The sequence below is a fragment of the Microbacterium radiodurans genome (genome assembly GCF_008710705.1).
Lineage (GTDB): Bacteria > Actinomycetota > Actinomycetes > Actinomycetales > Microbacteriaceae > Microbacterium > Microbacterium radiodurans.
This window is the reverse complement of sequence record NZ_VYRZ01000001.1, coordinates 144,517-165,789: the sequence shown is the minus strand read 5'-3', so window position 1 is coordinate 165,789 and position 21,273 is coordinate 144,517. Positions and strand designations below refer to the sequence as shown.

Annotated in this window: 21 protein-coding genes and 1 tRNA gene; 10 read left to right on the top strand and 12 right to left on the bottom strand. The window is 72.6% G+C overall.

The window, feature by feature from the left end:
- The first annotated feature begins 43 nt into the window (after positions 1-43).
- From F6B42_RS00825 to F6B42_RS00815, 3 genes are all read left to right on the top strand, one after another.
- Complete coding sequence (locus tag F6B42_RS00825; RefSeq protein WP_150417701.1) at positions 44-487, top strand: heat shock protein transcriptional repressor HspR; 444 nt, start codon at positions 44-46, stop codon at positions 485-487.
- Positions 488-575: 88 nt separating this feature from the next.
- On the top strand, positions 576-1,256 hold the full coding sequence (locus tag F6B42_RS00820) for a hypothetical protein (RefSeq protein ID WP_191089226.1): 681 nt from the start codon (positions 576-578) through the stop codon (positions 1,254-1,256).
- Between the two features lie 248 nt (positions 1,257-1,504).
- The gene (locus F6B42_RS00815; RefSeq protein WP_150417700.1) at positions 1,505-1,909 is read left to right on the top strand and encodes a dehydrogenase; all 405 of its coding nucleotides are present in this window, start codon (positions 1,505-1,507) and stop codon (positions 1,907-1,909) included.
- 112 nt (positions 1,910-2,021) lie between these two features.
- Here the strand turns inward: F6B42_RS00815 and radA are convergent, their stop codons facing one another.
- From radA to F6B42_RS00800, 3 genes are all read right to left on the bottom strand, one after another.
- Positions 2,022-3,389, bottom strand: coding sequence for a DNA repair protein RadA (gene radA, locus F6B42_RS00810; RefSeq protein WP_150417699.1), 1,368 nt, complete (start codon positions 3,387-3,389; stop codon positions 2,022-2,024).
- A 199-nt stretch (positions 3,390-3,588) separates the two neighbouring features.
- Positions 3,589-4,545, bottom strand: a complete 957-nt coding sequence (locus F6B42_RS00805; protein WP_150417698.1) for an L-lactate dehydrogenase — start codon at positions 4,543-4,545, stop codon at positions 3,589-3,591.
- Between the two features lie 86 nt (positions 4,546-4,631).
- The gene (locus tag F6B42_RS00800; RefSeq protein ID WP_150417697.1) at positions 4,632-5,399 is read right to left on the bottom strand and encodes an SDR family oxidoreductase; all 768 of its coding nucleotides are present in this window, start codon (positions 5,397-5,399) and stop codon (positions 4,632-4,634) included.
- Between the two features lie 100 nt (positions 5,400-5,499).
- Here F6B42_RS00800 and F6B42_RS00795 point away from each other — a divergent pair, with 100 nt between their 5' ends.
- On the top strand, positions 5,500-6,342 hold the full coding sequence (locus tag F6B42_RS00795; RefSeq protein ID WP_150417696.1) for a helix-turn-helix transcriptional regulator: 843 nt from the start codon (positions 5,500-5,502) through the stop codon (positions 6,340-6,342).
- Positions 6,343-6,423: 81 nt separating this feature from the next.
- Here the strand turns inward: F6B42_RS00795 and F6B42_RS00790 are convergent, their stop codons facing one another.
- Entirely contained in the window at positions 6,424-7,806 is a 1,383-nt protein-coding gene (locus F6B42_RS00790) for an MFS transporter (RefSeq protein WP_150417695.1), read from the bottom strand.
- Positions 7,807-7,919: 113 nt separating this feature from the next.
- Between F6B42_RS00790 and F6B42_RS00785 the strand changes: the two genes are divergently transcribed.
- Positions 7,920-8,009, top strand: a tRNA-Ser gene (locus tag F6B42_RS00785).
- A gap of 59 nt (positions 8,010-8,068) precedes the next feature.
- Here the strand turns inward: F6B42_RS00785 and F6B42_RS00780 are convergent.
- Both F6B42_RS00780 and F6B42_RS00775 read right to left on the bottom strand, forming a co-directional pair.
- Positions 8,069-9,001, bottom strand: coding sequence for an SDR family oxidoreductase (locus tag F6B42_RS00780; RefSeq protein WP_150417694.1), 933 nt, complete (start codon positions 8,999-9,001; stop codon positions 8,069-8,071).
- A gap of 148 nt (positions 9,002-9,149) precedes the next feature.
- A complete protein-coding gene (locus F6B42_RS00775) occupies positions 9,150-9,992 on the bottom strand; it encodes a helix-turn-helix transcriptional regulator (protein WP_150417693.1) in 843 nt (280 codons plus the stop codon).
- A 192-nt stretch (positions 9,993-10,184) separates the two neighbouring features.
- Here F6B42_RS00775 and treS point away from each other — a divergent pair, with 192 nt between their 5' ends.
- Positions 10,185-12,524 (top strand): maltose alpha-D-glucosyltransferase, encoded by a 2,340-nt coding sequence (gene treS / locus F6B42_RS00770; RefSeq protein ID WP_150417692.1) that lies wholly within the window; start codon positions 10,185-10,187, stop codon positions 12,522-12,524.
- A 390-nt stretch (positions 12,525-12,914) separates the two neighbouring features.
- On the opposite strand, the gene F6B42_RS00765 is transcribed toward treS, so the two are convergent.
- A complete protein-coding gene (locus tag F6B42_RS00765) occupies positions 12,915-14,150 on the bottom strand; it encodes a phosphotransferase (RefSeq protein WP_223878268.1) in 1,236 nt (411 codons plus the stop codon).
- Between the two features lie 385 nt (positions 14,151-14,535).
- Here F6B42_RS00765 and F6B42_RS14895 point away from each other — a divergent pair, with 385 nt between their 5' ends.
- Both F6B42_RS14895 and F6B42_RS00755 read left to right on the top strand, forming a co-directional pair.
- A complete protein-coding gene (locus tag F6B42_RS14895; RefSeq protein WP_223878365.1) occupies positions 14,536-14,709 on the top strand; it encodes a DUF3072 domain-containing protein in 174 nt (57 codons plus the stop codon).
- 28 nt (positions 14,710-14,737) lie between these two features.
- Complete coding sequence (locus F6B42_RS00755) at positions 14,738-15,175, top strand: hypothetical protein (RefSeq protein WP_150417690.1); 438 nt, start codon at positions 14,738-14,740, stop codon at positions 15,173-15,175.
- 29 nt (positions 15,176-15,204) lie between these two features.
- Here F6B42_RS00755 and F6B42_RS00750 read toward each other — a convergent pair whose 3' ends face one another.
- The 4 genes from F6B42_RS00750 to F6B42_RS00735 form a co-directional block, all read right to left on the bottom strand.
- Positions 15,205-15,663: a BLUF domain-containing protein gene (locus F6B42_RS00750; RefSeq protein WP_150417689.1), complete on the bottom strand. Its 459-nt coding sequence runs from the start codon at positions 15,661-15,663 to the stop codon at positions 15,205-15,207.
- Positions 15,660-15,935, bottom strand: a complete 276-nt coding sequence (locus F6B42_RS00745) for a hypothetical protein (RefSeq protein ID WP_150417688.1) — start codon at positions 15,933-15,935, stop codon at positions 15,660-15,662. Before F6B42_RS00745 ends, F6B42_RS00750 begins: the two co-directional genes overlap by 4 nt.
- The gene (locus F6B42_RS00740) at positions 15,932-16,288 is read right to left on the bottom strand and encodes a DUF6804 family protein (RefSeq protein WP_150417687.1); all 357 of its coding nucleotides are present in this window, start codon (positions 16,286-16,288) and stop codon (positions 15,932-15,934) included. The genes F6B42_RS00745 and F6B42_RS00740 overlap by 4 nt, the downstream gene beginning before the upstream one ends.
- A 68-nt stretch (positions 16,289-16,356) precedes the next feature.
- Positions 16,357-17,559, bottom strand: coding sequence for an ROK family transcriptional regulator (locus F6B42_RS00735; RefSeq protein WP_223878267.1), 1,203 nt, complete (start codon positions 17,557-17,559; stop codon positions 16,357-16,359).
- A gap of 104 nt (positions 17,560-17,663) precedes the next feature.
- Between F6B42_RS00735 and xylA the strand changes: the two genes are divergently transcribed.
- Positions 17,664-18,860 carry a xylose isomerase gene (gene xylA / locus F6B42_RS00730; protein WP_150417686.1) on the top strand — a complete coding sequence of 399 codons (1,197 nt, stop codon included), beginning with the start codon at positions 17,664-17,666 and terminating at the stop codon, positions 18,858-18,860.
- A 97-nt stretch (positions 18,861-18,957) separates the two neighbouring features.
- Positions 18,958-20,271, top strand: coding sequence for a xylulokinase (gene xylB / locus F6B42_RS00725; RefSeq protein ID WP_191089224.1), 1,314 nt, complete (start codon positions 18,958-18,960; stop codon positions 20,269-20,271).
- A 129-nt stretch (positions 20,272-20,400) separates the two neighbouring features.
- Here xylB and F6B42_RS00720 read toward each other — a convergent pair whose 3' ends face one another.
- Entirely contained in the window at positions 20,401-21,246 is an 846-nt protein-coding gene (locus tag F6B42_RS00720) for an NAD-dependent epimerase/dehydratase family protein (protein ID WP_150417685.1), read from the bottom strand.
- Positions 21,247-21,273 lie beyond the last annotated feature (27 nt).

Below are 21,273 nucleotides of genomic sequence, written 5' to 3'. Positions count from 1 at the left end.
TCCTGCATCCACCGCTCGCGACACGACCTGGAGGTGACCGGTCATGCCTGAGGAAGAGATCGACGAGGACGCTCCGATCTTCGCCATCGCCGCGGCCGCAGAGCTGGCGGCCATGCATGCGCAGACGCTGCGACAGTACGACCGGCTCGGCCTGGTCGTTCCCGGGCGGACGCAGGGCGGATCGCGACGGTACTCGCTGCGGCACATCCGACAGCTCCGCGAGGTCGCCCGCATGTCGGCCGAGGGCATCAGCCTGCCGGCCATCACCCGCATCCTCGAGCTCGAGAACGAGGTGGCGGGCCTACGCCGCGAGGTGCGCGAGCTCGATCAGCGCCTGCGGGACGAGGTGCAGCAGCGACCGGGCGCGCGCGTGTTCGCCGCCGGCGCGACCGGCGCCGTCTACACGCTGCGCCACGGGACGCGCGTGCGTCGCGCGACCGAGGTCGTGCTCTACCGCCGCCCGGCGGACCCGCCATCCCGCGACTGAGGGCCGCCGGGGCTCGACCGATCCGGCGCGTCGACCTCTCGCAGCGCGTCGGAGGGGCGCAGGGGATGCCGCGACTTACCCTGGGGGCATGACCGACACCCCACGACCGCGCCGGCTCTCGCCCGCGGTGTACCGGCGTCGGCGTCTCGTGCTCCTGCTGCTCGTGCTCGTGGTGGTGGCTGCGATCGTGCTCGCGATCTGGCGACCGTGGGAGAGCACGGCGGCTGCCGGGGGCGCCCCGTCGCAGCCCGATGCGGCGGCCACGCCGACGGCCTCGGCGCCGGCGGCATCCGCACCGGCGGCGGCGGAGACGGATGCCGCAGCCGACGCCCCGGCGACGCCCGCGCCGGAGGAGCCCGCCGCCGAGATCGAGCCGTGCTCGGCCCGGTCGGTGCAGGTGTCGGCCGTCACGGACAAGGACGCCTACGGCGGCGGCGAGAACCCGCAGCTGTCGATCTCGCTGACGAACTCCGGAGCCAGCGCCTGCCTGCTCAACGTCGGCACGGCGACCCAGAAGCTCACGATCTCGAGCGGTCCCGATGTCTGGTGGCGCTCGACCGACTGCCAGAGCGAGTCGAGCGACCAGGTCGTCCAGATCGACCCAGGCCAGACGGTGTCGAGCGTGACCCCGATCGTGTGGGACCGCACGCGCTCGTCGGTCGACACCTGCGACGGCGATCGTCCGGCCGCGCCCGCCGGCTACTTCAACCTCGCCGTCGAGATCGGCGGCCTCGCCGCACCCCAGGATCGCCAGTTCGTCCTGCGCTGAGAGCCCGCGTCGGAACGCCCCCCAGAGTGAGACTTTTCTCACCTCTCGGGGGGCGACACCGGTGGCGTGCCGCCGTACCCTGGAGTCAGCTCCCGGAGAAACCCCCTCGCTGTCCCAGCAGTGATGTCGCGAATCCCCCAGTGACGTGACGACGGATCCCCATCTCCGGTGAGCGATGGGCCCTCTCGATTCCCTCAGTCCCCAATGGGGGGTTCGAGAGGGCCCCTTCGTTTGCCTAGGCTGGGGGGATGGCTGGAAAGAAGCGCCCCGCGCCCCGCGTGCCCGACTTCCGGAACCCCCAGCTGGCCGACGCGCTGCAGACGCAGGACATCGCCGCTCTGGCGTTCGCGCTGCGCCACGGTCCGACGGTCGTGCCGCTGATGCGTCCGGGCGCGAAAGACGACCCCCGCGATGTCGGCGAGATCTGGACCTACCGCGATCCCAACACGGGGGACGTCGCGCTGCTGCTGTTCAGCGATGCGGCGAACAAGCCCGAGGCGCTTCCGGCGCACGTCGCGCTGCAGTCGCCCGCGGGCCTGCGCGCATTCCTCGGTGCGCACGAGGCCGAGATCACGACGGTCTTCTTCGACATCGCCGGCCCCCACCCGATGCAGGCGGCACCCGCCGACGTCATCGCCGCGCTCGACGCCTGACGATCCCGCAGCCGCGGCCTCATCGCGAGACGGCACTTTCGCGCCGAGACCGCGGCTCCGGGCCGCGCTCTCGGCGCGAGACTGATGTCTCGCGGATGGCGGGACGCGGGGTTCAGAAGGTCGGATCGCCCTCGGCGGAGGCGGGCGGCTGCCGCACCTGCAGGTCGCGCATCGCGCCGCCGATGGTCTTGGACGAGGCGTCGATGACCGCACGGTAACCCATACGCCGGGCCTCCGACTGACGCTGCCCCGACTGGGTGACCGGCCGGATCTCGCCGGCGAGGCTGAGCTCGCCGAAGGCGGCGACCTGTCGCGACACGGCCCTTCCGCCGACGGCTCCCGCGATGGCGATCGCGATCGCGAGATCGGCGGCGGGTTCGACGAGCCGCACGCCGCCGACCGTCGACACGTACACGTCGTGGTCGCTCGTGACCGCGACGCCGCGCTTCTCGAGAACCGCGAGGATCATCGCCACGCGTGCGCCGTCGACGCCGCTGACCACTCGACGCGGATTCGGTGCCCCGGTCTTCAGCGTCAGGGCCTGAACCTCGACCGGCAGCGCGCGGCGCCCCTCGAGCGCGATCGTCACGCAGGTGCCGGGCACCGGGTCGCCGTGGCCGAGGAAGAGCGCGCTCGGGTCGGGAACCTCGGCGATGCCATCGCCCGCCATGTCGAAGCAGCCGACCTCATCGGTGGGCCCGAAGCGGTTCTTCAGCGCCCGCACGAATCGCAGGGACGTCTGCCGGTCGCCCTCGAACTGGCACACGACGTCCACCAGGTGCTCGAGGACGCGGGGGCCGGCGATCGTGCCGTCCTTCGTGACGTGGCCGACGATGAGCACGGGCAGATCGCGTTCCTTCGCCACGCGGATGAGCGTCGACGCGACTTCGCGCACCTGACTCGGCTGCCCGGCGACGCCGTCGGAGAGGGCGGAGGAGACCGTCTGCACGGAGTCGACGACGAGCAGTTCGGGGCGGACCTCGTCGACATGGCCGAGCACGGTCGCGAGGTCGGTCTCGCTCGCGAGATACAGCTCGTCGTGGAGCGCCCCGGTGCGCTCGGCGCGCAGGCGCACCTGGCCGAGCGATTCCTCGGCGCTGACGTACAGCACGCGGCGGCCGGAGCGCGCGGACTGCGCGGCGACCTCGAGCAGCAGGGTCGATTTGCCGACGCCCGGCTCGCCCGACAGCAGGATCGCCGCGCCCGGGACGATGCCGCCGCCCAGCACGCGGTCGAACTCGCCGACGCCGCTCGATCGACGGGGCGCCTCGGCCGTGTCGATCGCCGTGATCGGCCGTGCCGCTCGCGAGGCCGCGGGGGCCACCGCGGTGACGGATGCCGTGATGCCGGTCTGCGTGGCGGCTTCGACGACCGTTCCCCACTGCTGGCACTCGCCGCAGCGGCCGACCCACTTCGCGGTCGTCCACCCGCATTCGGTGCAGCGGAAGGCCGTCGTGGGGGAGGGTCGTCGCGAGGCCATGTCTCCAGGCTAGGCGGAGGCGCCGACATCGCCCGGCACCGTGGCCGGCGGAACCCGCCGCCGCGCGCGCCCCGCCGCGCTCCGGGTCCGGCCGCGCCGATACGTTCGTCAGGTCAGCGGTGCGGATGCAGCCTGTCGGACGGCGCGAGGCGACTCCAGCACCGCCGGTCTGACGGATGTATCAGCAGCTCGGCGCCGATCAGCCGCGGAGGGAGTCGGCGATCTCGCCGAGCGCGTGCGCGGAGTGCTGGAACAGCTCGAGCTCGCGCTCCGAGAAGGCGATCTCGCGCACCGGGAACGCGCCGCGCCGATTGACGACCGACGGCACCGACAGCGCCATGCCGTCCACCCCGTGGAAGTCGCGCAGCACCGTGGAGACCGGCAGCACGGCATCCTCGTCGCGGAGGATCGCCTCGACGATGCGGGCGCTGGAGAGCCCGATCGCGTAGTTCGTCGCGCCCTTGCCCTGGATGACCTTGTAGGCGGCGTCGCGGACGTCGACGGCGATCTGGTCGAGCTCGTCGGTGGTGAACTTCGGCTGTCCGTCGAGCGGCACCCAGTCGAGGATCGGAACGGTGCCGATCGTGGCGTGCGACCAGAGCGGGAACTCGGTGTCGCCGTGCTCGCCGACGATGTACGCGTGGACGCTCGAGATCGAGACACCGGCGCGACGGGCGATCTTCCAGCGCAGGCGCGAGGTGTCGAGGACGGTGCCCGAGGCGAAGATGCGCTCGGGCGCGAGCCCGGTCGACTCCTGCGCGAGCACGGTGAGGACGTCGCACGGGTTCGTGACGATGACGAACGTCGCGTTGGGGGCGACCTCGATCAGCTGCGGCATCATCGAGGCGATGATCCCCGCGTTCGTGCCGGCGAGCTCGGTGCGCGTCTGGCCGGGCTTCTGCTTCGCGCCCGCCGTGATGACGATGACGTGCGAGCCCTCGGCGACGGAGATGTCGGAGCCCCCGATGATGTCGCTCGACCCGGTGAACTGGGCGCCGTGGGCGAGGTCGAGCACCTCGGCCTCGGTCTTCTCCGTGGCGATGTCGTACAGGGCCACGTGGCGGGCCGACCCGCGGATCAGGGCCGCGTAGGCGACGCTGGATCCGACGGCGCCCGCGCCGACGACGGTGAGTTTCGAGTTCTCGATCGCGCTCATGGCCTCAGTCTGGCAGGGGTCCCGTATGAGCTGCCAGGGTGCCTGCCGCGGACGGCGGGATGCCGCATCCGCCGTCCGCGGCCGGGTCAGCGCGCCGCGTGCGGGTCCGTGCGGTTCAGAGTGCGGACGACCTCGTCGTAGTCGCCGCGGGCCTCGCCGTGGCGGAGGAACTCCACCCGCTCCACGAGCACCTCCCGGACGTCGGGGTCGCCCTCGAGGATCGCCATCACCTCGGCGATGAAGTCATCGAGCGGCTGAGCCTGCGGGTTCTCGGCATGGCCGGGCATCAGGTCGGTCTGCACGCTCGGGGGGACGAGCTCCACGACGCCCACCGACGTCTCGGCGTACTGCAGTCGCAACGACTCGCTCAGCATGTGGATCGCGGCCTTCGTCGCGTTGTAGCTGGGGGTCGGGCGCAGCGGCGCGAACGCGAGGCCCGATGAGACGGTGACGATCGTCGCATCGGGCTGCGCGAGCAGGTGCTCGATGAATGCGCCGATCAGACGGATCGGGCCGAGCAGATTGGTCGTGACCGTGCGCTCGGCGTTCGCGACGAAGCCGCCGGGACTGCGCCAGTCCTCGGCGGCCATGACTCCCGCCATCGTGACGAGGACGTCGAGGTCCGGGTGGCGCCGGATGACCTCGGCCGCCGCGCGCGCGACCGAGTCGGGGTCGGCCGTGTCGATGACGACCCCGTCGATCGCGGGATGATCGCGGCGGATCGCGTCGATCCGCTCGCGGCGCCGGCCGCCGACGATGACGGTGTTGCCGCGCTCGGCGAGGGCGATGGCGAACGCGCGGCCGATGCCGCTCGTCGCGCCGGGGATGAAGACGGTGCGTCCGGTGATGTCCATGCCCCCAGCGTGCGGCGGATCGCGGCATCCATCCAGGCCGTCCGCATCGGGGGAGCGGCGGTCCCTGGATGCGGCGGCGCCCGCGCGCGAGGATGGCGGTGTGGACAGAGCGGCACTGGCGAGCTTCCTCCGGACCCGGCGCGAGCGGCTGCGGCCCGAGGATGTCGGGCTGCCCGCGGGCGCGCGCCGGCGGGTCGCGGGGCTGCGCCGCGAGGAGGTCGCGCAGCTGGCGACGATGAGCAGCGACTACTACACGCGGCTCGAGCAGGAGCGCGGTCCGCAGCCGAGCCTGCAGATGCTCGCCGCGCTGACGCGCGCCCTGCGCCTGTCCCGGTCCGAGCGCGACCACCTCCATCGTCTCGCCGGCCACACGCCGCCGGAGCGCGCGGGCGCTGCCGACCATGTCGCGCCGGCCCTGCGGCGGGTTCTCGATCGCCTCGGAGACATCCCGGCGCTCGTGATCACCGAGCTCGACGAGACGCTCGCGCAGAACGATCTCGCGCGGACGATCTTCGGCGTCCGCGAGCAGCGGACGGGGCCGGAGCGCAGCGGAGCCTGGTCGTGGTTCGTGCATCCCGACACCGAGCGCGCGGTGTATCCGGCATCCGATCACCCGCGGCAGAGCCGCGCGATCGTCGCGAACCTGCGGGCCGTCGCGGGCCGGGGCGGTCCCGCCTCGCGCGCCGCCGAGCTCGTCGCCGACCTGCGGTCGCGGAGCCTCGAGTTCGCGACCCTCTGGGATCTCGAGGAGGTCGCCGAGCGCTTCGCCGACCACAAGGTCGTCGTGCACCCGGCCGTCGGCGAGATCGAGGTCGACTGCCAGGTGCTGTTCACCGAGGACCGCTCGCAGGCGCTGCTCACGCTGACGCCCGAGCCCGGGTCGGCGGCCGCCGAGAAGATGCGGATGCTGGCGGTGCTCGGTCCCCTCGCAGCGGAGCGCTGACCCCGACGGTGCCGGCGCGAAGGTGTCGCCTCCGTCGGCTATCCGCCGGCGGAGACCGCCGAACGCGTCACCTTCGCGGCGTCACCTTCGCGGCGTCGTCCCGGCGGGGCTCGGTGTGCGCCGGATGCCGGCGAAGGCGATCACCGCGCCGACGGCCATGAGGGCGGCGGTGACGACGGCGGCGCGGTGGAAGCCGGCGAGGTCGAGACTGCCGCCGACGATCGGCGCGAGGAAGGCGATGACGACGAGGCCTGCGACCCGCGCCACCGCGTTGTTGACCGCGGAGGCGATGCCGGATCGCTCGGAGTCGATGGCACCGAGGATCGTCGCCGTGAGCGGCGAGACGGTCGCGGCGAGGCCCAGCCCGAACACCAGGAGTCCCGGCAGCATCTGCCACCCGTAGTCGAACGGATCGCCCACGAGCAGCAGGAGCAGCGCACCGCCGGCCATGAGGAGCGGTCCCGCGGTCATGAAGACCCGGCCGCCCAGACGCTCGGCGAGAGATCCCGCCCACGGGCTGAGCGCGATCAGGAGCACGGTCGTCGGCAGGCTCGCGAGGCCCGCGAGGGTCGCGCTGAGCCCGGCCCCCTCCTGCAGGTACACCCCGATGACGAAGCCGTTGAGCGACAGCGCGGCGTAGACGAAGAGCGTCGCGAGGTTGCCGGTCCAGTAGTTGCGGGCACGGAAGAGCCCGAGGGGGAGGATCGGATGCGGCGTCGTGCGCTGGCGGAGGAGGAAGGCGCCGAACAGCACGGCGCCGGCGGCCAGCGGCATCCAGATCGCGGGAGAGGACCAGCCGAGGTTCGGCTGCTCGATGAGGGCGAAGACCATGCCACCGAGACCCGCCGTGCACATCACGGCGCCCCACCAGTCGATGCCCGCGTCGGACCGCCGCTCATCGTGGACGGGCAGGCGGGTGACGAGCCAGAGCGTCACGGCGACCGGGACGACGTTGATGAGGAAGGCGTAGCGCCACGACAACAGGTCGACGAAGACGCCGCCGAGGAGCGGCCCGACGAGCGTCGCACCCGTCGTGAAGGCCGTCCACAGGCCGATGGCCCGCGAGCGCTCGTGGCCCTGCAGGAGCGAGGTGATGAGGGCGAGCGAGCTCGGCACGAGGAAGGCGCCCGCCGCTCCCTGGACCGCGCGGGCGATGACGAGGAACAGGGGATCGGGGGCGAGGCCGACGGCGATCGAGGCGATGCCGAAGCCGACGAGTCCGATCCGGAGCACGAGGAGGCGGCCGTAGGCGTCGCTGACGGATCCCGCGAGCAGGATGAGCGAGGACAGCGTCAGCAGGTACCCGTCGACGGCCCACTGCTGCGTGGCGAGGCCACCGCCCAGCTCCCGCTCGATCGCCGGGAGTGCGACGTTGACGACGGTGCTGTCGAGGAAGGCGACGGCGGAGGCGAGCGACGCGATCGCGACGACGAGCGCCGTCTGCGGGGTCGAGGGGCGCGTCACGGTCCCGAGGCTATGCCCGCGCGGACGTCTGCGCCACGGGTTGCCTGCGGCGGTGCACGGGTCTCGTCGGGCTCGGTTCGCGGCATCCCTCGAGATGTCGTAAACTCGTCGACGGTGACGTGTCCGAGCGGCCGAAGGTGCAACACTCGAAATGTTGTGTAGGTTCACCCCTACCGTGGGTTCAAATCCCACCGTCACCGCCATGAGAACCCCCGGTTATCCGGGGGTTCTTCATTTTCCGCGGTGCTGCGGGACCGCCGCGTCACACCGCGAACCGCTCGCCGACGAGCTGCAGCGAGGCATCCCACAGGCGCGGACCGTCGGCGAGATCGCGGAACGGCGCCCAGAACTCCTGACGACGCGGCGCGCCGGCGGCCAGGCGACGCGGCCCGTAGAACTCGTCGCCGCGCGCGTCTCGGCCGACCGCCGCGAGCACGGCCGAACCTGCGGCGGACTCGACCGTGCCGGCGAGCCCGACGCGCGAGAGCGCCACGATGAGCGAGCGACCGGGCGATGCCTTCGCGCGGCCCATGCCGGGCTGCGCGGCGAGCAGGTTCGTCGGGCTCACGCCGGGGTGCGCGAGGTTGCTCGAGAGTCCCCAGCCCTCCGCGCGGCTGCGCGCGTCGAGTTCTCGGCCGAAGAGTGCCACCGCGATCTTCGACTGCCGGTAGGCGGCCATGTCGTCGTAGCTCCGGTGCCAGTCGAGGTCGTCCCAGTGGATGCCGCCCGACCGGGCGGCGACGCTCGTCTGGTGCGTGACGCGGGCCCGTCCCGCGCGCAGCAGCGGGAGCAGCCCGAGCGTGAGGGCGACGTGGCCGAGGTGGTTGACGCCGAGCTGCAGCTCGAAGCCGTCGGCGGTGGACTGCCGCGACCCCGGGTGCATCACGCCGGCGTTGTTGACGAGCACATCGATCGGCCGTCCCTGAGCCACGAGGTCGCGGGTGAAGTCGGCGACCGAGTCGAGCGAGGCCAGATCGAGCGGCGGCGTGCTGATCTCGGCACCCGGAACGGCGCGGCGGACGCGCTCCGCGGCGGCGGCTCCCTTCGCAGCCGATCGTGCCGGCATCACCACGGCGGCGCCGGCTGCGGCGAGGCGCTCGGCGATGACGCGCCCGATCCCGTCGGTGGCGCCCGTCACGACGGCGAGTCGTCCTTCGAGGTCAGAGCGGATGCCGGGATCGGTGTCGCGAGGCATGGTGTCTCCATCTGTGCGCGGAGCCGAGGTGCTCCGGTGCCTCCATGCTGAGGGCGGGGCGCGGCGGCATCCAGAGTCGCCGCAACCGCTGATCGCGAAGTCACCCCTCCGCGCGCTCTCACGTGCGCGGAGAGGTCGGACGGCGCGGTCAGACGGCGGCGCTGCTCCCGATCACCGCGAGCAGCTGCAGCTTCTCGTGGCTCGCGCTTCCGGGCGTCGCGGTGTACACGAGCAGGCGGTGGGACTGGTCGGGATCGAGCAGCGTCTGGCAGCTGACCTCGATCACCCCGACCTCGGGATGCCGGAACCGCTTGACCGTCGGCGGTGCGACACCGACCTCCTGCCGCTCCCACAGCTCGCGGAACTCCGGACTGACCTCGACCAGGGATGCCGCCAGCGCCGCCGCTCGCGACGACGGGCCCCGCAGCGCGGCGAGCTCGCGCAGCCCGCCCGCGTACACCCGAGAGAGCACCCGCCGCTCGCTCTCGTCGTCGTAGGCCTCCCGCGCGGCAGGATCGGTGAACCACCGGTATCCGAGACTCCGAGCGTCGCCCGTGCGGGAGGTCGCGTCACCCAGGAGCGTGACGCCGAGCGGAGTCTGGCGCAGCGTCTCGCCGAGCTCGGTGACGACCTCGGCGGGGGTGTCGTGCAGCCGGTCGAGGATCCGCAGCAGTCCCGGACTCACGTGATCGCTCGCCGGTCCGCGCGTCGGCGGCTCGTGCCCCGCGAGCCGGAAGAGGTGGTCTCGCTCGCCGAGCGTCAGGTGCAGCCCCAGGGCGATGGCGGCGAGCATCTGCTCGGAGGGGCGCGGTCCCGTGCCGCGCTCGAGGCGCGCGTAGTAGTCGGTCGACATGTGGCAGAGCCCGGCCACCTCCTCACGCCGGAGGCCGTCGGTGCGACGACGCCGGCCGCGGGGCAGTCCGACGTCGTCGGGTTGGAGCGATGCGCGTCGCGTGCGCAGGAAGGCGGCGAGGCCGTCTCGGTCGATCATGTGCTCGTCTCCTCGGGTGCGGCGGCGGACAGCATCCGTTGTACCGGTGGGGCGGAGCGCCGAGCCAGAGCCCGCGGATCCACCCCTGACGGGTCGGCGCCGGCTGCATCCGACCGCCTCGTCTCCATAATGGTTCGTCCGCCCGGGCACCAGCCCTTCCCGCCGTCTCGGCGGCGCCTCTAGCGTGGAGGGATGGCGCGCGACGACGATCGGCCGGAGGACCTCTACACCACCCCCATCACCCTCCCGGGGGCGGGGGCGGCCGGCGACGAGGAAGCAGACTTCGAGAAGTCCGAGATCAGCTACGACGAACAGCGGTACCCGGCGCGCCCGCGGCGCCTGCGCCCGCGCGACCAGTTCCGCGGCGGCAGCGTCCGGCGCAACACGACCGACCCCCGCACCGCGAACGGCACGAACCCGTCGTACGTCGAGTGGCTCGTGCGGCAGTCGATGCTGAAGGATGCCGATGTGCTCGCCCGTCAGCTGTCGGGTCAGCCGGCGATGTGGCGGAACCCCTACGCCCGCCCCGATGCCCGCCGCGCGATCGCGTCGACCGACGTGTGGTTCACGGCTTATCCGATCTCGCTGATCACGCGTCCCGGGCAGTCCTTCCTCGCGGCGCTGGGCGACGACGCGCTGTGGTCGGCGTTCGAACGGGTCGGCATCACCGCCATTCACACCGGACCCGTCAAGCGCGCCGGAGGCATCGTCGGCTGGCGCGAGACCCCGAGCGTCGACGGCCACTTCGACCGCATCAGCACGTCGATCGACCCGGCGTTCGGCACCGAGGACGAGTTCCGCGCGCTCTGCGACGTGGCAGACTCCCACGGCGGCAGCGTGATCGACGACATCGTGCCGGGCCACACGGGCAAGGGCGCGGACTTCCGCCTCGCCGAGATGGGCTTCAAGGACTACCCCGGGATCTATCACATGGTCGAGATCCCGCCCGAGGACTGGGAGCTGCTGCCCCCGATCCCCGAGGGCGAGGACAGCGTCAACCTCGACCCGGCGACCGAGCACGAACTGGCCGAGCGCGGCTACATCATCGGCGCGCTGCAGCGGGTCATCTTCTACACGCCCGGCGTGAAGGAGACCAACTGGAGCGCGACGGCCCCCGTCACCGGTCCCGACGGCGTGACGCGCCGCTGGGTGTACCTGCACTACTTCAAGCAGGGCCAGCCGTCGATCAACTGGCTCGACCCGACCTTCGCGGGGATGCGTCTCGTCATCGGCGACGCGCTGCACTCGCTGGGCGAGCTCGGCACGAGTGCCCTCCGCCTCGACGCGAACGGCTTCCTCGGTGTCGAGAAGAGCGCCGAGGGTCTTCCCGCCTGGTCGGAGGGGCACCCCCTCTCGCACGCGGCGAACCACATCATCGCGGGCATGGTGCGCAAGGTCGGCGGGTTCACGTTCCAGGAGCTGAACCTCACGATCGAGGACATCCGCGACACGGGTGCCGTCGGCGCCGACCTCTCCTACGACTTCATCGGCCGGCCCGGATACCACCACGCGCTCGCGACCGGTCAGACGGAGTTCCTGCGCCTGGCCCTGACGTCGTCGCTCGAGCTCGGCGTCCACCCGGTGCAGCTCGTCCACGGGATGCAGAACCACGACGAGCTGACGTACGAGCTCGTCCACTGGGCCACCCGTCACGCAGAGGACGTCTACCGGTTCCGCGGCCGCGAGGTCACGGGCGCCGAGCTCGCCGAAGAGATCCGCGCCGACCTGACCCAGCGCCTGACCGTCGATGCCGACTACAACCGCGTCTTCACCCAGAACGGCATCGCCTGCACGACGACCTCGCTCATCGCGGCGACGCGGGGCCTGGCGCAGCTGGACGACATCAGCGAGGCGGACGTGCCCAGCATCCGCGACGCGCACCTGCTGCTCTGCGCCTACAACGCCTGGCAGCCGGGCGTCTTCGCGCTCTCGGGCTGGGACCTCGTGGGCATGCTCACCCTGCCGGCCGACGAGATCGCCGACCTGCTGCGCAACGGCGACACCCGCTGGATCGAGCGCGGCGCGCACGATCTGCTCGACGCCGACCCCACGGCGACGAAGTCCGCGTCGGGGATGCCGCGCGGCCGCGCGCTCTACGGGCCGCTGCCCGCTCAGCTCGAGGACCCGGAGTCGTTCGCGTCACGCCTGTCGGGCATCCTCGACCTGCGTCGCGAGCACGGGATCGCCACGGCGTCGCAGGTCGACATCCCGGAGGTCGCGCACGCCGGCATGCTCGTGCTCGTGCACCGGCTCGACGAGGGCGACGCCGACGCGGACGCCGCGATGCAGGTGACCGTGCTGAACTTCAGCGCCGAGCCGATCGAGGGCACGGTCCGTTCCGAGCGGCTCGTCCCGCAGAGCGAGGTCGTGGACGCCGCGACGGGCGAGACGCTCGCTCGAGTGGACGATCTGCAGAGCTTCTCGGTGTCGCTGCCCGGTTACGGGGCGACGTTCCTGTTGCTGCGCGCGCCCGAGCCCGAGCCCGAGGGGGCCGCCGGGGCCGCCGGGGCCGCCGGGGCCGCCGCAGTCTGACACCGGCGGCCGCGGCCTGGTGCCTGCGTGCCGCCGTGCCGCGATGCAAGGGATCGTGCACGACACGCCGTGATTCCGCGACTCGAGCCGGCGCGTCGGGCCGGATCCCTTGCATCGCGGCCCGGCGACACGTGGCCGTGGCCGGCGCACGTCCAGGCGCAACCCCGGGGTGACTGACGGGTGCCGGGTGATGAGCGCCGGATGTCGAATGCCGGATGCCGCGATGTGAAGTGCCGGGATGCCGGGATGCCGGGTGCCGGGATGCGAGGCATCGGTCGGGACACGCCGGGATGCCGGGTCTCCGGCCGGCGTGGCGTGAATGATCCCTTGCAACGCGGCGCGCGCGGCGCGGCGCCCGTCCCGCCCCGGTTCGGCAGGGCCGGGCCCGGGTCAGGACAGCGCGGCGTCGATCCCGGCCAGCGGCACCGGAAGCCAGTCGGGGCGGTTGCGCGCCTCGTAGATGGACTCGTACACGGCCTTGTCGAGCACGAGGGCGCGCAGCAGCGCGGGTTCGAGCTCGACCGATCCCGGGGCGCCGACGTAGGCATCGACGAAGGCGTCACGGCACGCGGTCGCCCACTGCGCGGCATCCGGTCCACCACCGACGGCGCTGGCGTAGTCGAACGAGCGCAGCATGCCGGCGACGTCGCGCGGGGGCAGGTCGGGGATCGCCCGCTCGGCCATGGGGCGGAGGGGCTCGCCCTCGAAGTCGACGATGCGCCAGCCGCCGCCGGGCACGGCGAGCACCTGTCCGAGGTGCAGGTCGCCGTGGATGCGCTGCAGTCGCGGCCACGGCCGGTCGAGCGCGGCGCGGTAGACCGCAGTGATCGCGTCGAGCCGCTCGGCGACGGCGGGAACCTCGGTCGCGGCGATGCGCAGCCGCCGGCGCCAGGCGCCTCCGGTCGCGACGACTTCCTCGGAGGCGGCGTCGACCGTCTCGAGCGACGCGCCGAGCGCCCCGTGGACGCCCGCGACCGCGATGCCCAGGTCGCGCGCGGCGTCGGTGAAGTCGCGCCCCTCGGCCGCCGCCTCGAGCGCGACGGCCCAGCCGTCACGCACACCGGCGAGGAACTCCTGCGCGAATCCGACCGTGCCGTGGGCGCGACCGCCGTCGCGTCCGACATCGGGCCATTCGGCGTCGAGGCTGCCGTAGAAGCGCGGCACGTACGGCGAATCGGCTTCGCTCAGGACGCGCTGCACCGTCACGTCGGGATTCTCGCCGTGGTGGAGCGTCCGGAAGAGCTTCAGGATGATGCGCGGCTCGCCCTCCACGTCGTAGACGATCGAGGTGTTCGACTGCTCGCCGGTCAGCACCCGCGACCCGGTCACCCCGCTGACGTCGATGCCCATGTCGGCGAGCATGCCGATGGTGAAGTCCGGATGCCGCGCCGCATCCACCAGTGTCTCGTCGCCGTCCCCGCCGATGACGGCGTCGGACTCCGCCGCGTGCGCGACGCGGGCAACGGGGACGTTGTAGAGCGTGGGCAGCGATCCGGCGTCGTCCATCAGGAGGTAGCGGGTCGCGCCCGGCACCTCCTGAGCGTCGAGGATCCGGAAGCGGGGGTCGTGGCTCTTGCCGGCGTACCAGCGCTGCCGCGCCGCCCAGGCGCCGAGTTCGTCTGTCATTCGCACGGTCCTACCCTGGCGCGAGCGCATTCCCGGGGAAAAGGGGTGGACGGGTGCGGCCGGGAGGCGTAGAGGGCGGGATGCCACTTGCGAGCCCGCCCGTGCGACCGGTTCCGGCCGTCCGCGCAAGTGCCTGTCATCCGACGACCGATCGGCCTAGCGTCGAGCCATGACCGATCAGAGCATCCCCACGCCCGACGAGCCGACCTTCCCCGCCCCGGCCGAGCCCACGATCCCCGCGCCGACCGAGCCCACGACTCCGGCTCCCGGTGAGCCGACCGCTCCGACCCCGCCGGCTGCCGACGCCGGCTCGGCCGCCGACGGGCACAACGCCGAGCAGGCCGACACGCTCGGCGGCACCGAGGGCGGCGGGCAGGGCTCGCCCGTGAAGGACCCCGAGAACTGGGTGACCGGAGACGAGCCGATGACCGGCCCGCAGCGCAGCTACCTCGACACCCTGGCCCGCGAGGCGGGCGAAGAGCTTCCCGGCAACCTCAGCAAGGCCGAGGCGTCGGAGCAGATCGACCGACTGCAGGACGCGACCGGCCGCGGCGAGTAAGCCCCGTCCCCGCCGACGGGATGCCGCGGTGCCCCGACAGCCCGCGGTCGGACCGCTCGCGCAGAGCGCGATGGCCGATCTCGCGTTGATCCTCCGCGGCACCCCGTCGACCGCCCGGTCGACCGCGCCCTCGCGCCGCGCCCCGGCCGGACCCGCTGCGCTCCTCGAGGCCTGGATCCGGGAGCAGTCGCAGCATGTCCGCCCGAAGCAGCGGCAGGTGCTCGCCGCCCTCGCCGTCGCGGCGGGCGATCGCCTCGCAGCGTCGTCGGTGCCGGTCCAGATCTGGCGCCCGGACGTTCCGCGCGACGCGGCGAGCGCCGAGCTCCTCCGGGGGCGGCTCGTCGCCGCCTACCTCAACGACGACCCGCCGACGTTCGACGCCCTCGTCGATGCGTGGGCGTCGTGGCATCCCGATGCCCGCGGGGAGGTGCTGCGCGATCTCATCCGCGTCATCGGGCCGCTCTGATCCTCCGCTGCCGCCGCGCGCCAGCGCGGTCAGCGAGCGTCGGACTGCGCTCGGCGCTCGCGAACGCGGAACCAGAGGCTCAGCTCGCGCGCGGCGCGCAGTGTCGCGCTCGGGTCGCCCGACTGCTCGAGGTCGTCGAAGGTGTCGCGGAAGCCCGCCGGCGCCGGTGCCGTCGTCACGGCGATCGGCTGGTAGCCCATCGTCCAGTCGGCGAACTCGCGTCGCTCGATGGGCTGCTCGATGAGCACCCGCATCGCGGTGTGCCGCTCGTCGGTCGCGATCACCGCGAGCAGGTCCCGCACGCGCTCGGCCGGACCCTCGAGCACCTGGACGAACCGGCCGCCGCGGTACAGCAGCATGCCCGTCAGCTCGTGCCGCTCGTTCGATGCGCGACTGCGCGTGAGCAGTTCGGCGAGCTCGTCGTCGCCGAACGGCGAACGGGCGGTGCTCGTGTAGAGGACCGACAACAGGTCGTCGTTCGCGGTCATCGCATCTCCCACAGATCGATCGGCGGCGTCTCGGGGGCGGGGGCTGCCGGCAGCGACAGAGCCCGCATCGCGTCGGTGACGACCGCGAAGCTCCCGACCATCCGCGAGCGCGCGTCGAAGGCGTGCCAGCGGCCGTCCGGCTGCCGGTCGATGTAGCCGACGAAGTCGCCGTCGGTGCTCCCGACGTGGAAGCCGTCCTCGACGCGGGCCCACACGACGCCGCCGCCGGGCCGGCGGGGCGCGCCGCGCCGGGTCTCCTCGAGGGGACTCATCGGGCGGGGGCCGGACGGGGAACCCAGACGAGGGCTCCGGCGGCGATGAAGGATGCCGTCGCGACCACCGTGAGCACCAGCCGTACCGGGGCGTCGAGGTGGAGCGGGTAGACGGGGTTCCAGAGCACGGCGATCGCGACCATCGGGAGCGCCCACCACCACTGCTTCGCCTGGATGGCGAACCACGCGACGATGAGCGCGAGGATCGCGACGATGAAGTGGATGATGAGGGCGAACTCGCCGCCCAGGAGCGGAATCCCGGCCACCAGTGCGGCCGCGCCGATCATCCCCGGCACGAGGGCGTTGCGCTGACGCAGCGGCGGATCGGCGGGACGGGGTGCTCTGGAGGCCATGCGGGCATTTCTGTCGAGGGAGGCGCGGAGGCGAGCCGGAACGGCGGCGCTGCTCCGATCGTACGAGGTCAGGCGGGGGTGGGATCGGTCGTTGACGCGACCGGGGCCATCGTGCCCACGGGGTCGGCGAGGAGCGCCGCGAATGCCGTCTCGGCGGCGCCGACGAGCAGTCGGTCATCGCCGAGTTCGGCGATCCGCACCATCGGGGCCGAGCCGGCGATCGTGCGACGGGCGACGGCGACGGCGAACTCGTCGACGTCGGTCTCGACGAGCGCGGCCAGGAAGCCCCCGAGGACGACGACCGCGGGGTCGAGGATGTTGACCGCACCGGCGACGGCGGCGGCGAGGATGCGGCGCTGTCGTCGCACCTCGTCGACGACGGCGGGGTTCGCCGTCTCGTTCAGCGCCGTCCGCAGCTCGGCGTCGGTGGCCCCGGGCAGGCCCAGGGCGGTGACGAGGCGATGCTGGTTCACGTCGTCCTCGAGGGCTGCGCGCTCGCCGGCGCGGCGGTCGGCGGCATCCTCGAACACGGCGGGATTGTGGCCGAACTCGCCCGCGAGTCCGCGGGCGCCTCCGGCGAGGACGCCGCCGACGACGAGTCCGCCGCCGATTCCGCTCGCCCCGCCGTTGAGATAGATGACATCGTCGACGCCGCGCGCCGAGCCGAACAGGTGCTCGGCGAGGGCTCCGTACGAGGCGTCGTTGCCGACCGTCGTCGGGACGCCGGTCGCCGCGGCGACGAGGTCGGCGACGGGCGCGTCGGTCCATCTCAGGTGCGGTGCGTGCACGACGAGGCCGTCGGCGGGCTGCACGAGCCCGGGTACGGCGATGCCGACGCCGACGACGGATGCCGCGGCGAGCTCGTCCCCTCGCCAGCCCGCGATCGTCGCCGCGACCAGCTCGGCCAGGCCCTCCGGCGAGATCAAGGTCGTCGTGATCTCGCGGCGGCGGGCGTGGACGCGGCGATCGAGGCCGACGGCGGCGATCGTGACGGCATCCACTTCGGGATTCACGGCGATCGCGATGACGTCGGGGCGCGCGGCGACCATCGGAGACGGCCGGCCGATACGGCCCTCGGCGGCGCCGGCGGTCTCGGCGACGAGCCCGAGGCGTGACAGCTCGGCTGTCAGCGCGCCGATGGTCGAGCGGTTGAGGCCGAGCTCGGCGGTCAGCGCGGCTCGCGAGAGCGGTCCGCCCCGGTGGACGGCGACGAGCATGCGGGCGAGGTTCGCGCGTCGGACGAGCTCTGCTGTTCCGGGTGCGACGCTCACGCGCTCAGCCTACGAGACGCCGCAGCCGACGTGCAGCCGGTTTGTTGACGCACAGGACAAATGTCCCTAGCCTGATGCTCAGCACTGGACGCGAAGGAGCACTCATGCCCACCCCCACCCCCGCCGACAAGTTCACTTTCGGTCTCTGGACCATCGGATACAACGGCACCGACCCGTTCGGCGGACCGACGCGACCGCCGCTGGACGTCGTGCACGCGGTCGAGAAGCTCGCGGAGCTCGGTGCAGCGGGCCTCACCTTCCACGACGACGACCTCTTCGCATTCGGCTCGAGCGACGCGGAGCGTCAGACGCAGATCGACCGGCTGAAGGGCGCGCTCGCGGACACCGGCCTGACCGTTCCGATGGTCACCACGAACCTCTTCAGCGCGCCCGTGTTCAAGGACGGCGGCTTCACGTCGAACGATCGTTCGGTGCGTCGCTTCGCGATCCGCAAGGTGCTCCGCCAGATCGACCTCGGCGCCGAGCTCGGGGCCCAGACCTTCGTCATGTGGGGCGGCCGCGAGGGCGCCGAGTACGACTCGGCGAAGGACGTCCGCCAGGCGCTCGAGCGCTACCGCGAGGCCGTGAACTTCCTCGGCGACTACGTTGTCGAGAAGGGGTACGACCTGCGCTTCGCGATCGAGCCGAAGCCGAACGAGCCGCGCGGCGACATCCTGCTGCCGACGGTGGGCCACGCTCTCGCGTTCATCGATTCGCTCGCGCGTCCCGAGCTGGTGGGCCTGAACCCCGAGGTCGGCCACGAGCAGATGGCGGGGCTGAACTTCGCCGCCGGCATCGCGCAGGCGCTGTACCACGGCAAGCTCTTCCACATCGACCTCAACGGTCAGCGCGGCATCAAGTATGACCAGGACCTCGTCTTCGGCCACGGCGACCTGCACAACGCCTTCGCGCTCGTCGATCTGCTCGAGAACGGCGGCCCGAACGGCGGCCCCGCGTACGACGGCCCGCGCCACTTCGACTACAAGCCGAGCCGCACCGAGGACGAGACCGGGGTCTGGGACTCGGCCGCCGCGAACATGCGCACCTACCTGCTGCTGAAGGAGCGGGCCGCGGCCTTCCGCGCCGACCCCGAGGTGCAGGAGGCTCTCGAGGCCGCTCGCGTCGCCGAGCTCGCGCAGCCGACCTTCGGCGAGGGTGAGACCTACGACGACTTCGTCGCCGACCGGTCGGCCTACGAGGACTTCGACACCGACGCCTACCTCGGCGGTAAGGGCTTCGGCTTCGTGCGGCTGCAGCAGCTCGCGACCGAGCACCTGCTCGGCGCGCGCGGCATCCGCTGACCGCGAGACAGCAGGCGGGCACCGAGACAGCAGCTGTCGGACGCCGTCTCGGTGCACCGATGCTGTCTCGCGGAGTGATGAGAGAAGGGATGCCGGCATGGCGCTGGTGATGGGGGTCGACTCGTCGACGCAGTCCTGCAAGGTCGTGATCGTCGACGCCGAGACCGGGCGCATCGTGCGCGAAGGGAGGGCGCCGCACCCGAACGGGACGAGCGTCGATCCCGAGGCGTGGTGGCAGGCGCTGCAGCGGGCGATCGAGCTCGCCGGAGGCCTCGACGACGTCGCGGCGTGGTCGATCGGCGGCCAGCAGCACGGCCTCGTCGCCCTCGACGCCGGCGGCCGCGTCATCCGCGACGCCCTGCTGTGGAACGACACGAGGTCGGCGGATGCCGCGGCCGACCTCGTCGAGGAGTTCGGCGCCGCGGCGCTCGCCCAGCGCACCGGGCTCGTGCCGGTCGCCTCGTTCACCATCAGCAAGCTGCGGTGGCTGCGCGACCACGAGCCCGAGCACGCCGAGCGGGTCGCCGCCGTCGCGCTGCCGCACGACTGGCTGACGTGGCGCCTGCGGGGGTTCGGGTCGGCCGGCGGCTCCGGCGCGGACGCCGACGCGCGCCTCGACGAGCTCGTCACCGACCGGTCGGACGCCTCGGGCACCGGCTACTGGAGCGCCGCGACCGGCGAGTACGACCGCGAGCTTCTCGACGCCGCGCTCGGCCGGAATGCGATCGTGCCGCGCGTCCTCGACGCGCAGGAGTGGGTGACGGATGCCGCGGGCCGCCGCGTCGCACCCGGCGCCGGCGACAATGCGGCATCCGCTCTCGGGGTCGGCGCCGGAGTCGGCGACGTCGTCGTCTCGATCGGCACGTCCGGCACCGTCTTCGCGGTCAGCGAGCAGGCGGTCACGGATGCCTCGGGCATCGTCGCGGGCTTCGCCTCGGCCGACGGGCACCATCTGCCCCTCGTCTGCACCCTCAACGCGGCGCGCGTTCTCGACACGACGGCCGCGCTGCTCGGGGTCGATCACGGCGAGCTGTCGCGTCTCGCGCTCGAGGCCGATGCGGGAGCGGCCGGACTGCGGCTCGTGCCGTACTTCGAGGGCGAGCGCACACCGAACCTGCCGGATGCGACGGCCTCGCTCACCGGTATGACGCTCGCCTCGACGACGCGCGAGAACCTCGCGCGCGCCGCCGTCGAGGGGATGCTGTCGGGTCTCGGCGCCGGCCTCGACGCCCTTCGCGCGCTCGGGGTGCCGCTGCGCCGCGTGCTGCTCGTGGGCGGCGGCGCGCGCTCGGACGCCGTCCAGCGGATCGCGCCGCTCGTCTTCGGCCTCGACGTCGAGGTGCCCGAGCCCGGCGAGTACGTCGCCCTCGGCGCCGCCGAGCAAGCCCGCCGCATCCTCGCCCGACCCTGATCCGCCCGGCCGCGACCCGACGCTCCGCAGACGCCTCAGCAGCCGAGAAAGTGGCGCTTGTGGTGACTATCCGGGCGGGATTCCCGCAGCATGCGCCACCTTCTCGCCCCGCGCCCGACGGACGCGGCGTCAGACGTGGTCGCGCCAGGAGTGCTGCGGCTCGTAGCCGAGCAGCCGCCTCGCCTTGTCGGTCGAGAAGAGCGAGTCGTGGGTGCCGAGGTCGCCGCGTACCTCGACGCCGGGGAACACCTCGGCGACGAGCTCGGCGTTGGGGCGGGACATCACCGTGTCGGCCGCCGCGATGAGGAAGTGGTCGAAGCCCGCCGGGGCGTTCTCGAGCGCCCGCAGCACCGACTGCGCCCCGTCGCGCGCGTCGATGTAGCTCCACAGGTTCCACTTGCGGCGCCGGGCGTCGGCGTCGAACGAGGGGAACTCCGCGTAGTCCTCGGGAACCATGACGTTCGAGAACCGCAGCGCCGTGATCGACAGCTGCGGGTGCCAGCGCACGAGCTCGATCGCGAGCTGCTCCTCGAGGTGCTTCACGAGCGAGTAGACCGATTCGGGGCGGGCCGGGTAGCCCTCATCGACCGGGATGTAGGGCGGCGGCACGTCGAACGGCAGGCCCTGAACCGTCTCGCTGGAGGCGTAGACGACGCGGTCGATGCCGAGACGGGTCGCCGCGTGGAAGACGTTGAACGTCGACGTCATGTTGTTGTGGAACGTCGCGATGTCGGGCCGGATGCCGGGGGCGGGGATGGCCCCGAGGTGCACGACCGCGTCCACACCGTCGTGACGATCGCCGACGGCGCCGAGCGCGTCGACGACCTGGCCGTAGTCGGTGAGGTCGATCTGGACGAACGACGGACCGCGCGCACCGACCACGTCGAGGCCGATCACCTCGTGCCCCGCTGCTGCCAACTCCCGGGCCACGACCGTGCCCAGCTTTCCCGATGATCCCGTCAGTGCGATCCGCATGGGATCAGCGTGTCACATCACGAGGCG

What these genes read in the sequence shown, in the direction of transcription:
- F6B42_RS00745 (WP_150417688.1), bottom strand. Translation starts at nt 15,935, where the DNA reads ATGAGTCCCCTCGAGGAGACCCGGCGCGGCGCGCCCCGCCGGCCCGGC.
- F6B42_RS00805 (WP_150417698.1), bottom strand. Translation starts at nt 4,545, where the DNA reads ATGAGCGCGATCGAGAACTCGAAACTCACCGTCGTCGGCGCGGGCGCC.
- F6B42_RS00825 (WP_150417701.1), top strand. Translation starts at nt 44, where the DNA reads ATGCCTGAGGAAGAGATCGACGAGGACGCTCCGATCTTCGCCATCGCC.
- xylB (WP_191089224.1), top strand. Translation starts at nt 18,958, where the DNA reads ATGGCGCTGGTGATGGGGGTCGACTCGTCGACGCAGTCCTGCAAGGTC.
- F6B42_RS00765 (WP_223878268.1), bottom strand. Translation starts at nt 14,150, where the DNA reads ATGACAGACGAACTCGGCGCCTGGGCGGCGCGGCAGCGCTGGTACGCC.
- treS (WP_150417692.1), top strand. Translation starts at nt 10,185, where the DNA reads ATGGCGCGCGACGACGATCGGCCGGAGGACCTCTACACCACCCCCATC.
- F6B42_RS00815 (WP_150417700.1), top strand. Translation starts at nt 1,505, where the DNA reads ATGGCTGGAAAGAAGCGCCCCGCGCCCCGCGTGCCCGACTTCCGGAAC.
- F6B42_RS00780 (WP_150417694.1), bottom strand. Translation starts at nt 9,001, where the DNA reads ATGCCTCGCGACACCGATCCCGGCATCCGCTCTGACCTCGAAGGACGA.
- F6B42_RS00740 (WP_150417687.1), bottom strand. Translation starts at nt 16,288, where the DNA reads ATGGCCTCCAGAGCACCCCGTCCCGCCGATCCGCCGCTGCGTCAGCGC.
- F6B42_RS00720 (WP_150417685.1), bottom strand. Translation starts at nt 21,246, where the DNA reads ATGCGGATCGCACTGACGGGATCATCGGGAAAGCTGGGCACGGTCGTG.
- F6B42_RS00800 (WP_150417697.1), bottom strand. Translation starts at nt 5,399, where the DNA reads ATGGACATCACCGGACGCACCGTCTTCATCCCCGGCGCGACGAGCGGC.
- F6B42_RS00750 (WP_150417689.1), bottom strand. Translation starts at nt 15,663, where the DNA reads ATGACCGCGAACGACGACCTGTTGTCGGTCCTCTACACGAGCACCGCC.
- F6B42_RS00775 (WP_150417693.1), bottom strand. Translation starts at nt 9,992, where the DNA reads ATGATCGACCGAGACGGCCTCGCCGCCTTCCTGCGCACGCGACGCGCA.
- F6B42_RS00820 (WP_191089226.1), top strand. Translation starts at nt 576, where the DNA reads ATGACCGACACCCCACGACCGCGCCGGCTCTCGCCCGCGGTGTACCGG.
- radA (WP_150417699.1), bottom strand. Translation starts at nt 3,389, where the DNA reads ATGGCCTCGCGACGACCCTCCCCCACGACGGCCTTCCGCTGCACCGAA.
- xylA (WP_150417686.1), top strand. Translation starts at nt 17,664, where the DNA reads ATGCCCACCCCCACCCCCGCCGACAAGTTCACTTTCGGTCTCTGGACC.